The sequence below is a fragment of the Pseudomonas laurentiana genome, from assembly GCF_014648275.1.
In the GTDB taxonomy this organism is placed as follows: Bacteria; Pseudomonadota; Gammaproteobacteria; order Pseudomonadales; family Pseudomonadaceae; genus Aquipseudomonas; species Aquipseudomonas laurentiana.
Genome location: NZ_BMQU01000005.1, coordinates 126,852 through 139,292, shown reverse-complemented (window position 1 = coordinate 139,292; position 12,441 = coordinate 126,852). Strand labels below are relative to the sequence as shown.

At 60.5% G+C, this 12,441-nt stretch carries 12 protein-coding genes; 3 read left to right on the top strand and 9 right to left on the bottom strand.

What is annotated here, in order from left to right:
• Positions 1-36: 36 nt before the first annotated feature.
• Positions 37-798, top strand: a complete 762-nt coding sequence (locus tag IE038_RS07205; protein WP_163936434.1) for a YdcF family protein — start codon at positions 37-39, stop codon at positions 796-798.
• On the opposite strand, the gene lnt is transcribed toward IE038_RS07205, so the two are convergent.
• From lnt to miaB, 5 genes are all read right to left on the bottom strand, one after another.
• Positions 795-2,312: an apolipoprotein N-acyltransferase gene (lnt, locus tag IE038_RS07200; RefSeq protein WP_163936437.1), complete on the bottom strand. Its 1,518-nt coding sequence runs from the start codon at positions 2,310-2,312 to the stop codon at positions 795-797. The two genes, IE038_RS07205 and lnt, sit on opposite strands and share 4 nt — an antisense overlap.
• Positions 2,313-2,320: 8 nt before the next feature.
• A complete protein-coding gene (locus IE038_RS07195; RefSeq protein ID WP_163936440.1) occupies positions 2,321-3,160 on the bottom strand; it encodes a CorC family transporter in 840 nt (279 codons plus the stop codon).
• Between the two features lie 5 nt (positions 3,161-3,165).
• A complete protein-coding gene (ybeY, locus tag IE038_RS07190; RefSeq protein WP_163936444.1) occupies positions 3,166-3,660 on the bottom strand; it encodes an rRNA maturation RNase YbeY in 495 nt (164 codons plus the stop codon).
• Entirely contained in the window at positions 3,653-4,654 is a 1,002-nt protein-coding gene (locus tag IE038_RS07185) for a PhoH family protein (RefSeq protein WP_189395393.1), read from the bottom strand. Before IE038_RS07185 ends, ybeY begins: the two co-directional genes overlap by 8 nt.
• 124 nt (positions 4,655-4,778) lie before the next feature.
• Positions 4,779-6,107 (bottom strand): tRNA (N6-isopentenyl adenosine(37)-C2)-methylthiotransferase MiaB, encoded by a 1,329-nt coding sequence (gene miaB, locus IE038_RS07180; RefSeq protein WP_189395392.1) that lies wholly within the window; start codon positions 6,105-6,107, stop codon positions 4,779-4,781.
• A 130-nt stretch (positions 6,108-6,237) separates the two neighbouring features.
• On the opposite strand from miaB, the gene IE038_RS07175 reads away from it, so the two are divergent.
• Positions 6,238-6,564 carry a DUF1820 family protein gene (locus IE038_RS07175; protein WP_163933108.1) on the top strand — a complete coding sequence of 109 codons (327 nt, stop codon included), beginning with the start codon at positions 6,238-6,240 and terminating at the stop codon, positions 6,562-6,564.
• 18 nt (positions 6,565-6,582) lie between these two features.
• On the opposite strand, the gene IE038_RS07170 is transcribed toward IE038_RS07175, so the two are convergent.
• The 4 genes from IE038_RS07170 to IE038_RS07155 form a co-directional block, all read right to left on the bottom strand.
• Entirely contained in the window at positions 6,583-7,131 is a 549-nt protein-coding gene (locus tag IE038_RS07170) for a tetratricopeptide repeat protein (protein ID WP_163933066.1), read from the bottom strand.
• Positions 7,132-7,355: 224 nt separating this feature from the next.
• Positions 7,356-8,636 carry a glutamate-1-semialdehyde 2,1-aminomutase gene (gene hemL, locus IE038_RS07165; RefSeq protein WP_189395391.1) on the bottom strand — a complete coding sequence of 427 codons (1,281 nt, stop codon included), beginning with the start codon at positions 8,634-8,636 and terminating at the stop codon, positions 7,356-7,358.
• Positions 8,637-8,651: 15 nt separating this feature from the next.
• On the bottom strand, positions 8,652-9,278 hold the full coding sequence (gene thiE, locus IE038_RS07160) for a thiamine phosphate synthase (RefSeq protein ID WP_163933069.1): 627 nt from the start codon (positions 9,276-9,278) through the stop codon (positions 8,652-8,654).
• 36 nt (positions 9,279-9,314) lie between these two features.
• The gene (locus IE038_RS07155) at positions 9,315-10,112 is read right to left on the bottom strand and encodes a hydroxymethylpyrimidine/phosphomethylpyrimidine kinase (RefSeq protein ID WP_163933072.1); all 798 of its coding nucleotides are present in this window, start codon (positions 10,110-10,112) and stop codon (positions 9,315-9,317) included.
• 265 nt (positions 10,113-10,377) lie between these two features.
• Between IE038_RS07155 and IE038_RS07150 the strand changes: the two genes are divergently transcribed.
• A complete protein-coding gene (locus IE038_RS07150) occupies positions 10,378-12,372 on the top strand; it encodes a sensor histidine kinase (RefSeq protein WP_163933075.1) in 1,995 nt (664 codons plus the stop codon).
• Positions 12,373-12,441 lie beyond the last annotated feature (69 nt).

The window sequence follows — 12,441 nt, the reverse complement described above, 5'->3', positions numbered from 1 at the left end:
GATTTTCTTAGGCTTCGCGCATCCATGGAGGTGCCGATGCCGTTTCGTTATTTCATCAAGCAATTAGTCATGCCGCCGGGCGCGTTGTTTCTACTGTTGATCGCGGCCTGGTGGTTGCGTAACACCTGGCCTCGTACGGCCTGTCTATGCTTCGCGTTGGGCTTGGGTGGGCTGTGGCTGATGAGTCTGCCGATCGTCGTGCAACAGGCCGCACGCGTGCTGGAGAGTGAGCCCACATTGGCTTACGGCCAGTGGGGGAGCCTCGCAGAGCGTGCCGATGCCATCGTCGTGCTTGGGGCTGGCCGCGAGCGTGATGATCCCGCATGGGGCGCTGAGGATCAGCCAAGTGCCCTCGCCCTGGAGCGCATGCGTTATGCGGCGCAATTAGCCAAGGCCTCCGGTTTGCCTTTGCTCATTAGCGGAGGCTTGCATTACGGCACGCCGCCCAGTGAGGCGCAGTTGATGGCGGATTCGCTCGCGCGCGATTTCGGTGTGTCGGTGCGCTGGAAGGAAGAGCGTAGCCGTACAACCTGGGAGAACGCTCAAATGAGCGCCGAGCTACTGCTGCCGGAAGGCTACAAGCGGGTAGTGCTGGTAACCCAGGCGTGGCACATGCAGCGTGCACGCTGGAGTTTTGAGCAGGCTGGTTTCAGCGTAGTGCCGGCACCCGTGGGCTACTTGGGGCGCAATCACGCGCGCCCGTTCGGTGGCTGGATGCCGGAAAACAAATCGCTCTGGCAGAGCAGCCAACTGCTCAATGAAGCCGTTGGTCTGCTCGCGTATCGCTTGCTTAATTAGACGGTCCTGGCAATCCGACCGGCCAGCAATGCCCAGCCCAGTAATAGCGTGCTGAGCATTGCCAGCGGCCAGGAGCGCCATTTCAGGTACGGCGTGAGCTTCTGCATGGGAACCACTTCTCCGTACAGGATGCCACGCTCGAACTGCGGGATTTGCGCGGTGATCCGGCCGAAGGGGTCGATCAGGCCGGTGACGCCATTGTTGGTTGCACGGATCATCCAGCGACCTGCTTCAAGGGCGCGCATTTGTGCCATTTGCAGGTGTTGCAGCGGGCCGATCGAGGTGCCGAACCAGGTGTCGTTACTGATGGTCAGCAGCAGGTCGCTTCGGGCCGCAAGGCTGGCAGCGAACTCCGGGTACACCACTTCGTAGCAAATGTAAGGCGCAATCTGGTAGCCCTTTGCCTGCAGTAGTGTCTGGTCTGCGGGGCCACGAGCGAAGTCTGACATCGGCAGATCGAAGAAGGTGATCAACCCGCGCAGCATATCCTGTAGTGGCACGTATTCACCGAAAGGCACCAGTTTCTGTTTCAGGTAGGTGCCGTCGCCCTCGCCGGTAACGGTAATGCCGTTGTAGTAGCGCCGTTGATTGTGCGTCACCTCTCGAACGGGCACGCCGGTAATCAGCGCCGAACGACGGTCGCTGGCGAAGCTGCCCATCATGTCCAGGTAGCCTTGGGCAGATTCTTTGAGTACGGGTACTGCGGTTTCCGGCCAGACAATCAAGTCGGCCTGTTTGCTACTGAAGGTCATGTCACGGTACAGCGCCAACTGGGCGTTGAGCTGGGCCGGATCCCATTTCAAGGACTGCTCGATATTGCCCTGGATCGCTGCCACTTTCAGTGGCTCACCCGCCGGGCGGGTCCAGGTATGGCCTTTGAGTGCGATGCCGATGATCCAGGGTGCCAGCAGCACGGCCAGCGCGGTGACCAGGAAGCCCTTGCGCTCACGCAGGCGATTCAGGTTGCACAGCAAGGCGGCGCTCAGGGCCAGGCTGAAGGAGATCAGCCACATCCCACCCAGCGGTGCCAGGCCGGCCAAGGGGCCGTCAAGCTGGCTGTAGCCGGCGTAGAGCCAGGGGAAGCCCGTCAGGAACCAACCACGGAAGGCTTCCTGGGCCAGCCAGAGGGCGGCGAACGCCAGGGCATCGGCCAGTGGTGCTTCATTGCGTCGAATCCAGCGCGCCCAGAGCCAGGCAGGCAGGGCGAAGAACAAGGCAATGGCAGCGATGAAGGCAAGCATCAGCAGGCCTGCCAGCAGCGCTGAGGCGCCGCCGTAGGTATGGATGCTGACATAGATCCAGCTGGTGCCCGCGCCGAACACGCCAAAACCGTAGCACCAGCCGCGGGCCAGTGCCTGACGCGGACCAAGGTCGCGCAGGCCAAGGTAGAACAAGGCCAGGGTTACCAGTGCCAGTGGCCAGATGTTGAATGGCGCGAGTGCCAGGGTAGTGATGGCGCCGGCCGCCACGGCCAGCAGGTTACCGGGCCAGCCGGGGCGGGTGATCCAACGCATGGTTGTCCTTAGCGGGTGATGGGGGTCAGTCGCAGCAAGTGTATCCGGCGGCTGTCGGCGTTGAGAACCCGGAAGCGGTAGGGGCCGATTTCGGTTGTCTCGTTACGCTTGGGCAGGTGCCCGAATGCGCTCATCACCAAGCCACCGACGGTATCGAACTCGTCGTTGGAAAACTCGCTGTCGAAGAACTCGTTGAAGTTCTCGATGGGGGTCAGGGCCTTGATCAGGAAGTCGCCACTCGGCAACGGCTTGATGTAGCTGTCTTCCTCGACGTCATGCTCATCCTCGATGTCGCCGACGATCTGTTCGAGCACATCTTCGATGGTCACCAGGCCAGCGACGCCGCCATACTCGTCGATGACGATGGCCATGTGGTTGTGGTTGGCGCGGAATTCACGCAACAGCACGTTCAGACGCTTGGATTCGGGTACAAATGTGGCCGGGCGCAGCAGGTCCTTGATGTTGAAACGGTCGCCGTTCTCCTTGAGGATCAGCGGCAACAGGTCCTTGGCGAGCAACACGCCAAGCACATCATCGTGGCTTTCGCCCACGACCGGGTAGCGCGAGTGCGCAGCGTCGATCACCGCTGGCAGGAACTCGCGGGGTGTTTGGGTCGCCTTGATGCTGCTCATCTGCGAGCGCGGGACCATGATGTCACGCACCTGCAGGTCAGCGACTTGGATTGCGCCTTCGACGATGGTCAGTGCTTCGCTGTCGAGCAGCTTGTTCTGATGGGCTTCGCGCAGCAGTTCCAGGAGTTCCTGGCGGTTTTTCGGCTCATGGGCAAAAGCCTGGGTCAGCTTGCCCAGCCAGGACTTTTGCCCATTGCTCGATCGATCTTCGCTCATGGCGGTTACTCGTGATCCTTACAGGTATCGGTGTCGGGGAAATCGTGTTCGTCGTCGGCATACGGGTCAGGGTGACCCAATTCGGCAAGCAACGTTCGTTCCAGTGCTTCCATTTCTTCGGCCTCATCGTCTTCGATGTGGTCGTAGCCCAGCAGGTGGAGGCAGCCGTGGATGACCAGATGCGCCCAGTGGGCGTCGAGTGACTTGCCTTGCTCGGCGGCCTCGCGCTCGACCACGGCGACGCAGATCACCAGGTCGCCGAGCAGCGGAATGTCGAGCATGTCATCGGGTACATCGGCCGGGAAGGACAAGACGTTGGTGGCGTAGTCCTTGTGCCGATAGGTGTTGTTCAGCTCGCGGCCTTCGGCTTCGTCGACCAGGCGAATGGTCAGTTCGGAGTCGGCGCTGCGCTGGCGCAGGGCGAGCTCACACCAGCGACGGAAGGCGGCTTCATCGGGGGCCAAGGCATCGGTAGCCAGTTGCAGGTCGAGTTCAACCATTGTGACGGTTGCCTTCGTGCTTGTCCTGCTGCTTGCTGTCGAATCGCTCGTAGGCTTCGACGATGCGTTGCACCAGCGGATGGCGTACAACGTCTTTGGGCTTGAAGTGCGTAAAGCTGATGCCGGGTACCCCGTCCAGAACCTCGATGACGTGCGCCAGCCCTGATTTGGTGCCGCGTGGCAGGTCGACCTGGGTGATATCCCCGGTAATCACTGCCGTCGAGCCGAAGCCGATGCGGGTCAGGAACATTTTCATCTGCTCGACGGTGGTGTTCTGGCTTTCGTCGAGAATGATGAAGCTGTTGTTCAGGGTGCGGCCGCGCATATAGGCCAGTGGCGCGATCTCGATAACCTGGCGCTCAATCAGCTTGGCGACGTGTTCGAACCCCAGCATTTCATAGAGGGCGTCGTACAGCGGTCGCAGGTACGGGTCGATTTTCTGAGCCAGGTCGCCGGGCAGGAAGCCGAGCTTTTCGCCCGCTTCGACCGCCGGGCGAACCAGCAGAATGCGGCGCACCTGTTCACGTTCCAGCGCATCGACGGCACAAGCCACAGCCAGGTAGGTCTTGCCCGTACCTGCCGGGCCAATGCCGAAGTTGATGTCGTTCGCCAGGATTTCCTTGACGTAGCGCTGCTGGTTAAGCCCGCGCGGGCGAATATTGCCCTTGCGCGTGCGCAGGGTCACGCTCGGTTCGGCGGCCGCCGGGTTTTCCATGGCTTCCAGCGACGACTCCTGAAGGAACAGGTGAACCATGTCCGGCGAAAGCTCGGTGGCTTTGGTTTCGCGGTACAGGCGTCGAAGCAGTTGCTCGGCGGAAGACGTGAGTTGGGGTTCGCCGATCAATTCGAATTGATTGCCGCGGTTGCGGATTTCGATGGCCATGCGCTGTTCGATGAGGCGCAGATGCTCGTCGAACTGCCCGCACAGATTGGCGAAGCGGCGAGCCTCAAAGGGCTCGAGGATGAAACGATGAGGTTCTATGGGTGCGTTCAAGGTTGTTTTTTAGCCGCCCAACGGCAATGAGAGTGAATTCAAGGATAACCCCAGTGGCTCACGCGCGAAAGCGCTGAAACGTTCAAGGGTGACCGGGCCCGATGTACAGGACCCGGTCATGCCTTTACGGTAGCAGCGAGCCGAACAGCGAGTGAGGTCGCGCATCGTCGATCTGCACGTCGACGAACTGGCCGATCAATTTCGGATTGTCGCAGCGAAAGTTGACGATACGGTTATTTTCGGTGCGCCCTTGCAGTTGTCCGGGGTCTCGGCGCGAGTAATCCGTCACCAGAATGCGCTGAACGGTCCCGACCATGCGTCGGCTGATTTCAAAGCCTTGATGGTCGAGGCGATGCTGCAGTGTTTGCAGGCGTTCCTTCTTGAGTTCTTCCGGGGTGTCGTCTGGCAGGTCGGCGGCCGGGGTGCCCGGGCGCTGGCTATAGACGAACGAGTAGGAGAAGTCGAAGCCGACATCGGTGACCAGTTTCAGGGTCTGCTCGAAGTCTTTTTCAGTTTCGCCAGGGAAGCCGACAATGAAGTCGGAGCTGATGCAGATATCCGGAACCGCCGCTTTGAGTTTGCGCAGCTTGGACTTGTACTCAAGAACGGTGTGGTTGCGCTTCATGGCAGCCAATACGCGGTCCGAGCCCGATTGAACCGGCAGGTGCAGGTGCTTGACCAGTTGCGGCACTTCAGCGTGCGCCTGGATCAGGCTGTCGGAGAATTCCAGGGGGTGCGAGGTGGTGTAGCGGATGCGACCGATACCGTCCACCGCTGCAACCACGCGGATCAATTCGGCCAGGTCGGCCAGGCGCCCGTCGTGGGTCAGGCCACGGTAACCGTTGACGTTCTGCCCCAGCAGGGTGATTTCACGCACGCCGTTTTCGGCCAGGTGAATGACCTCGGCCAACACGTCATCGAATGGACGGCTGACTTCTTCGCCGCGGGTGTAAGGCACGACGCAGAACGTGCAGTACTTGCTGCAACCCTCCATGACGGACACGTAGGCGGTAGGGCCGTCGATACGGGGTTCCGGCAGGTGGTCGAACTTTTCGATTTCCGGGAACGAGATATCGACCTGCGGCAGCTTGGTTGCGCGTGCAGCGTCGATCATCTCGGGCAGTCGGTGCAGGGTCTGCGGGCCGAACACCACGTCGACGTAGGGTGCCCGCTTGCGGATCGATTCACCTTCCTGGCTGGCAACACAGCCGCCGACGGCGATGACCATCTCAGGGTTCTGTTCTTTCAGTTCACGCCAGCGGCCAAGCTGGGAGTAGACCCTGTCCTGCGCGCGCTCGCGGATTGAGCAGGTGTTGAGCAGGATCACATCGGCGTCTTCAGCCCGGGCCGTGACCTCCAGGGCTTGATGTTCACCCAGCAGATCGACCATGCGCGAGCTGTCATACTCGTTCATCTGGCAACCGTGGGTTTCGATATAAAGCTTCTTGGCCATGGGAGATCATCAGGTAATTCAAAGAACCGCGCATTATAAGGGGCGTGGTCGACGGTTCCTAGCATTGTCGATCAGGTGGGTATGTTATAGTTTGCGTCCTCTTTACCACCTGTCTTCGTTCCCGCCGAAAATGACCAAACGCGCCGATCCGATCTACAAAGTGATTTTTCTAAACCAGGGCCAGGTATTCGAGATGTATGCCAAGCAGATCTATCAAAGTGATCTGTGGGGCTTTCTCGAGGTGGAGGAGTTTGTCTTCGGTGAGCGCACCCAGGTGGTGGTCGATCCGAGTGAAGAGAAGCTCAAGGCACAGTTTGAAGGTGTGGTTCGCAGCTTCGTGCCGATGCATTCGATCGTGCGTATCGATGAGGTCGAGCGGCTGGGTACGCCCAAGATCAGCGAGGCGCGTGGTGTCAGTAACGTAATGCCGTTCCCAATGCCGATGCCCGAGAAGTAAGCGGGCGTCACTTCCGCTTCAGGGGAGTGGCGAGAAGGGCGTGCGCCCTTCGGCGCTCTGCAGTTCCAGCAGGTACTTGCGGAAGATCTGCCCCAGTACTTGAGTGGCAACCTCCAGCTCGTCGCGCGGCATTTGTGCCGACACCTCGTCAGCCATGTCCAGCGCATCTTCGGCGCCATTCACTGCAGCCATCTTCAGCACAATGTAGGCCTGCACGTTGTTGGCGGCCACGCCTTCCCCGCGGAAAAACATGGTGCCCAAGCGGTACTGTGCTTCGGCATGCCCTTGCAGTGACGCCTGCTCGAAGTAGCTCAGTGCCTTGCTCAGGTCGCGCGGTGCGCTTTTGCCGACGTAGTAGAACTCACCCAACTCATATTGCGCCTGGGCATCCCCATCCTTTGCCGCTTGTTGGCAGTCTGCTAGCGCTTGTGCCAGGTCTTCGGGCTGGGAATCGAGGGTGCAGCGGCCGGTTGCTGGAATCAGCAACGAGTTACCGCCTGCTGTAGCCAGCAGGGGTTGAAGAAGCAACAGGCAGCCCAGGGCAAGGGCGCGGCCGGTGCGGTTCATGGGGATCGACTTACCTCTGCAAAGCTGCGGCCAATGTGTCTGGTGGCACATTATGGGATAACCTGCGCCAACCTTACAAAGTCTTTACTCGATTTTCTGCTTGAAGGGTCTTTCCGGCGCTTGCCATTTGCAATCGTCGGCCTTGCGGGCACTGGCTGAAACGCGTGCTCACAGGCATCGCATCGGGCACAGCGCCGGCAAGACCGGCGGCTACAGGCAGCTACTTACAGCTTGGCGAATGCTCGCTCGGCCGCATCCAGGGTGATCTTCAGCTCGGCTTCGCCATGGGCGATAGAGGTGAAGCCAGCCTCGAACGCGCTTGGCGCCAGGTACACGCCACCTTCAAGCATCAGGTGGAAGAAACGCTTGAAGCGCTCGGCATCGCTGGACATGACGTCGTCGAAGGTCACGATGTCATCGGCAGCGCTGAAGTACAGGCCGAACATACCGCCGGCTTGGGTGGTGACGAACGGTACGCCTGCCGCATCGGCACGTTCCTGCAGCCCTTGGAGCAGGCGGCTGGTGAAGTCGCTCAGTTCGTCGTGGAATCCAGGCCGGCTGATCAGCTTCAGTGTGGTCAAGCCAGCGGCCATGGCCAGTGGGTTGCCCGACAATGTGCCTGCTTGATACACAGGGCCCAGCGGGGCGATCTGCGACATGATTTCGCGCTTGCCACCGAAGCAGCCGACAGGCATGCCGCCGCCGACGATCTTGCCGAAGGTCGACAGGTCCGGGGTAACGCCGTAATAGGCTTGCGCACCGCCCAGGGCAACACGGAAGCCGGTCATCACTTCGTCGAAAATCAGCACCACGCCGTGCTTGTCGCACTGTGTGCGCAGGCCTTCCAGGAAACCGGGGGCCGGCGGCACGCAGTTCATGTTGCCGGCGACAGGCTCGACAATGATGCAGGCGACTTCTTTGCCCACTTCATTGAGCATCTTCTCGACGGCGGCAAGGTCGTTGAACGGCAGTGTCAGCGTATGTTTGGCGAAAGCAGCGGGTACACCGGCAGAGCTGGGTACGCCCTGGCTCAGCAGGCCGGAGCCGGCTTTTACCAACAGGCTGTCGGAGTGGCCGTGGTAGCAACCCTCGAACTTGATGATGCTGTCGCGGCCGGTGTAGCCACGGGCCAGACGGATGGCGCTCATGGTGGCCTCGGTGCCGGAGCTGACCATGCGGACCATTTCCATCGATGGCACGATCGAGCAGACCAGATCGGCCATTTCGGTTTCCATCGCGGTCGGAGCGCCATAGGACAGGCCGTGCTCCAGTTGCTTGCGTACCGAGTCAAGCACGTCCGGGTGGCTGTGGCCGAGGATCATCGGCCCCCAGGAACCGACGTAGTCGACATAGCGCTTGTCGTCTTCATCGGTAACGTAGGCGCCTTCGGCGTGCTTGAAGAACAGCGGTGTGCCGCCAACGCTGCGGAACGCGCGGACAGGCGAGTTCACGCCACCAGGGATGTGCTTCTGGGCATTGGCGAACAGGGCTTCGGAACGGGACATGACGGTCTCTCTCAATCAAACAGATTCGAACAGGGCGTTGAAGGCGCGGGCGCGGCGGGTGACTTCCTGCGCGCAGTCGGCACCAAACAGCCCGTGGATGACGGCCAGCAGGTCGGCGCCATGGGCGACCAACGGTGCGGCATTGTCCAGGGTAATGCCACCGATCACGGCGATCGGCAGTTTGATCCGGCTGCGAGCCTGTTCCAGCAGTTCGACGCTGGCGGCTGGCGCACCGGGTTTGGTTACGGAGTTGAAGAAACGACCAAAGGCCACATAGCTGGCGCCTTCGCGTGCCGCCTGCTCAGCCAACTCAAGCTGGGCGTGGCAGGTGGAGCCAATGATTGCCTGGCGCCCCAGCAGTGTGCGGGCCGGGGTCAGCGGGCCGTCGGTCTGGCCCAGATGCACGCCGACACCCAGGCGTGCGGCCAACTCGGCATCATCATTGATGATCAGTCGGGTTGTGTAGCGCTCGCAGAGTCTGGCCAGCGCTTCTGCCTCGCGCAGCCGTTGCGCAGCGTCGTCACTCTTGTCGCGGTACTGCAACAAGGTCACCCCGCCATCCAGCGCGGCTTCTACATGAGACAAGAGCCGGCCGGCCAGTAACTGGCTGTCCGTAATGGCGTACAAACCGCGTAACTTCATTGCTTGAGCCTCGTGGCCGTGACCGGAAACCAGTCGTCAGGAACAGAAATCCAGGGGCAGGCGGCGCGGTACATACTGGCCTTTGCCCAATTGTTCTGCATCGCGCAGTGTCCGCCAGGTGTAGTCCAGCGCGGATCGCACGGCGCTCTCCAGTTGCTCGCCCAAGGCCAGGCGGCCCGCCAGGGCACTGGCCAGGGTGCAGCCGGAGCCATGATAGCTGCCGGGCAGGCGCTGGCAGGTCCAGGTGTGGCGCTGGCCGTCACGGCTGTACAGGCGGTTGTGGATCTCGTGCTCGTCACCGTGACCGCCGGTAATCAGCAGGTGCTTGCAGAAGGGCAGGAGTTTTTCCGCACACTCATCGGCAGTCCCTTCCGGAAGTTCAGCCAGAATGCGCGCTTCCGGCAGGTTCGGTGTCGCGATGGTTGCGATGGGCAGCAGGCGTTCGCGCATGGCGTAGCCCACTTCATCCTTGCCCAGCCGTCCGCCGCCGCCGGCGCGCAGCACGGGGTCACAGACCATCGGCAAGTGCGGGTGGGCGGCCAGCAGCTCGACCACGGTATCAACCATTTCCAGCGAGCCGAGCATGCCAAGCTTGACGGCAGCTACCGGCGAGTCGTTGAACACGGCATTGGCCTGTGCCATGACCCACTTGCGGTCGAGGACACGGAAGTCGCTTACATTGACGGTATCCTGCACGGTCAGAGCGGTCACGGTGGGTGCAGCGTGACAGCCTTGAGCGATCAGGGCTTCGATATCTGCCTGCAGGCCGGCGCCGCCACTGGGGTCGTGGCCGGAGAGACAGAGGACAACGGGGCGGGAGCTGTAGGTATTCATGGTGCGCGAGCTTAACACCAAACGCATTTTACGGGTCTTCCCCTGCTCGGTTGAATTTTTGGCACGGGGGTCAGGTATTGTCTGTTGTTTTGGCTGTAATGCCTGAGATAGAGCCTTTTCTTTGAAATTTAAAGTGGCGTCTAATAAGCCCGGGCAGCTATGCTAGAGTGCTCTCAATACTGATAACAGGCACTGCCGGATTTCGTCGTCTCAAAAGGAAAGGAGGCGAACACGACGCAACCGGGGCAGACCATGCTGGGGCTGTATGCGCTATTTGCTGATTTTTTTGCTGGGCTGCCTGTCAACGCTGGCTGGCGCGGTCGATTTCAATGACACCACCCGCAGCCTGCCACTCGGGCGCCTGATGCAGGTCTATGAAGACCGTGAAGGCCATGCCGATATTGCTCAGGTCAGTGCCGCTGCCTTCAGCGATCGATTCAGTGCCCATACTGCTGACGTGCTCAACGCGGGCTATTCGAGATCGGTATTCTGGCTCAAGCTGGATCTGCATTATGCCGCCATGCCCCAAGCCGGCGCTCGCAGCTGGTTGCTGGAGCTTGCCTACCCGCCGCTCGATCATCTGGAACTTTATCTCCCTGACGACAGCGGCACCTATCGCCTGGCTCAGCGAACAGGCGATGCGCTGCCTTATGACAGTCGTCAGATCAAGCAGAACAACTACCTGTTCGAGATTCCGTTCAAGCCCGATCAATCAATGACGGTCTACCTGCGCCTGCACAGCGAAGGTTCGGTGCAGGCACCGTTGACCTTGTGGGCTACCGACGCCTACCTGGAAGCGCAGCCGACACGGTTGTATGTGCTGGGCCTGATCTACGGCGTGCTTCTGGGGATGCTGGTGTACAACCTGTTCATCTACGTCAGTGTGCGCGACACCAGTTACCTCTATTACATTCTCTACATTGCCTCGTTCGGCTTGTACCAGGTTTCGGTAAACGGTGCCGGGGTGGCTTACTTCTGGCCTGACAATCCCTGGTGGGCCAATGCGGCAACCCCGTTCTTCATCGGCGCGGCGGGCTTGTTCGGTTGTCAGTTCGCCCGAAGTTTTCTGCAGATGGCGCAACACAGTCGGCTGCTTGATCACCTGTTGCTCGCCTTGATGGCCTGCGCAGCAGTGGTCGTTCTGATGTCGTTGACCTTGAGCTACGGCGTTGCCTTGCGCCTGGCTACCCTGTTGGCGTTGATGTTTACCCTCAGTATTTTCACCGCCGGTGTGTTTGCCTGGTGGCGCGGATTGAGGGTTGCGCGCTACTTCATCATCGCCTGGTCGGCGTTTCTGCTCGGCGGCTTGGTCAACACCTTGATGGTGTTGGGTTACCTGCCGAATGTCTTTTTGACGATGTATGCCAGCCAGATCGGTTCTGCGCTGGAGGTCGGTCTGCTGTCGTTGGCGCTGGCTGACCGGATCAACAGCATGCGCGACATGCAGGCGCGAACCTTGCGCGAAACCGGGCAAAGCCTTGAACGGCTCAATCAGCAATTGGCCAAGAGCAATCGGCTCAAGGATGAGTTCCTCGCCACGGTGACCCATGAGCTGCGGACGCCGATGAACGGTGTTATTGGCTGCCTGGAACTGATGCAAACCCTGCCAATGGAACCGGAGATGGCGCAGTACCAGCAAACGGCCAGCAGCTCGGCGCGTGACATGATGCGGATGGTCGATGACATCTTGATCCTGACCGAGTTGCAGGCCGGTCGACTGCAGCAGCACAGTGAACCCTTCAGTCTGCGCAGTGTGTTGCATGAGTTGCGGGGGCAGTTCGCCGCGCCGGCGTTGCACAAGGGCTTGTTCCTGCGCCTTGAAAGCGCTGCCGGCTTGCCGGATAGCGTGCTCGGCGATCGGCAGAAGCTGGCTTCGTGCCTGGGTTACTTGCTCGATAACGCGATCAAGTTCACTCACCGTGGTGGTGTGACCGTGCATATCAATGGCGTACCGCACCACACTGGGCAGTTGAACCTGAGCATCAGTGTTCGTGACAGTGGAATAGGGTTCACCTGCCTGGACCAAGCGACCCTGTACCAGCGCTTCTTCCAGCTTGATGGTTCGATGACCCGTGCATACGGTGGTTTAGGGATTGGTTTGGCGATCTGTCGGCAATTGGCCGAACTGATCGGGGCCTGTTTGACGCATGAGTCGCAACCGGGAGAAGGCAGCTGCTTCAGGTTGTCCCTGTGCGTCGCGGCCAATCCCGTGCAGATTGCCGACATGAGCCTTGATAGGGGCCAACGCCCACTAAGTTAGGCACTTTTGTCACGTTGACAGGGGGGCGGCGCGTGATTCACTGAGCTCAGTGACGTTTGGATCTGTCAG

Excerpts from the sequence above, each read along its gene's own strand:
- IE038_RS07205 (WP_163936434.1), top strand. The coding sequence starts at position 37 with ATGCCGTTTCGTTATTTCATCAAGCAATTAGTCATGCCGCCGGGCGCG.
- lnt (WP_163936437.1), bottom strand. The coding sequence starts at position 2,312 with ATGCGTTGGATCACCCGCCCCGGCTGGCCCGGTAACCTGCTGGCCGTG.
- IE038_RS07195 (WP_163936440.1), bottom strand. The coding sequence starts at position 3,160 with ATGAGCGAAGATCGATCGAGCAATGGGCAAAAGTCCTGGCTGGGCAAG.
- ybeY (WP_163936444.1), bottom strand. The coding sequence starts at position 3,660 with ATGGTTGAACTCGACCTGCAACTGGCTACCGATGCCTTGGCCCCCGAT.
- miaB (WP_189395392.1), bottom strand. The coding sequence starts at position 6,107 with ATGGCCAAGAAGCTTTATATCGAAACCCACGGTTGCCAGATGAACGAG.
- IE038_RS07175 (WP_163933108.1), top strand. The coding sequence starts at position 6,238 with ATGACCAAACGCGCCGATCCGATCTACAAAGTGATTTTTCTAAACCAG.
- IE038_RS07170 (WP_163933066.1), bottom strand. The coding sequence starts at position 7,131 with ATGAACCGCACCGGCCGCGCCCTTGCCCTGGGCTGCCTGTTGCTTCTT.
- hemL (WP_189395391.1), bottom strand. The coding sequence starts at position 8,636 with ATGTCCCGTTCCGAAGCCCTGTTCGCCAATGCCCAGAAGCACATCCCT.
- thiE (WP_163933069.1), bottom strand. The coding sequence starts at position 9,278 with ATGAAGTTACGCGGTTTGTACGCCATTACGGACAGCCAGTTACTGGCC.
- IE038_RS07155 (WP_163933072.1), bottom strand. The coding sequence starts at position 10,112 with ATGAATACCTACAGCTCCCGCCCCGTTGTCCTCTGTCTCTCCGGCCAC.
- IE038_RS07150 (WP_163933075.1), top strand. The coding sequence starts at position 10,378 with ATGCGCTATTTGCTGATTTTTTTGCTGGGCTGCCTGTCAACGCTGGCT.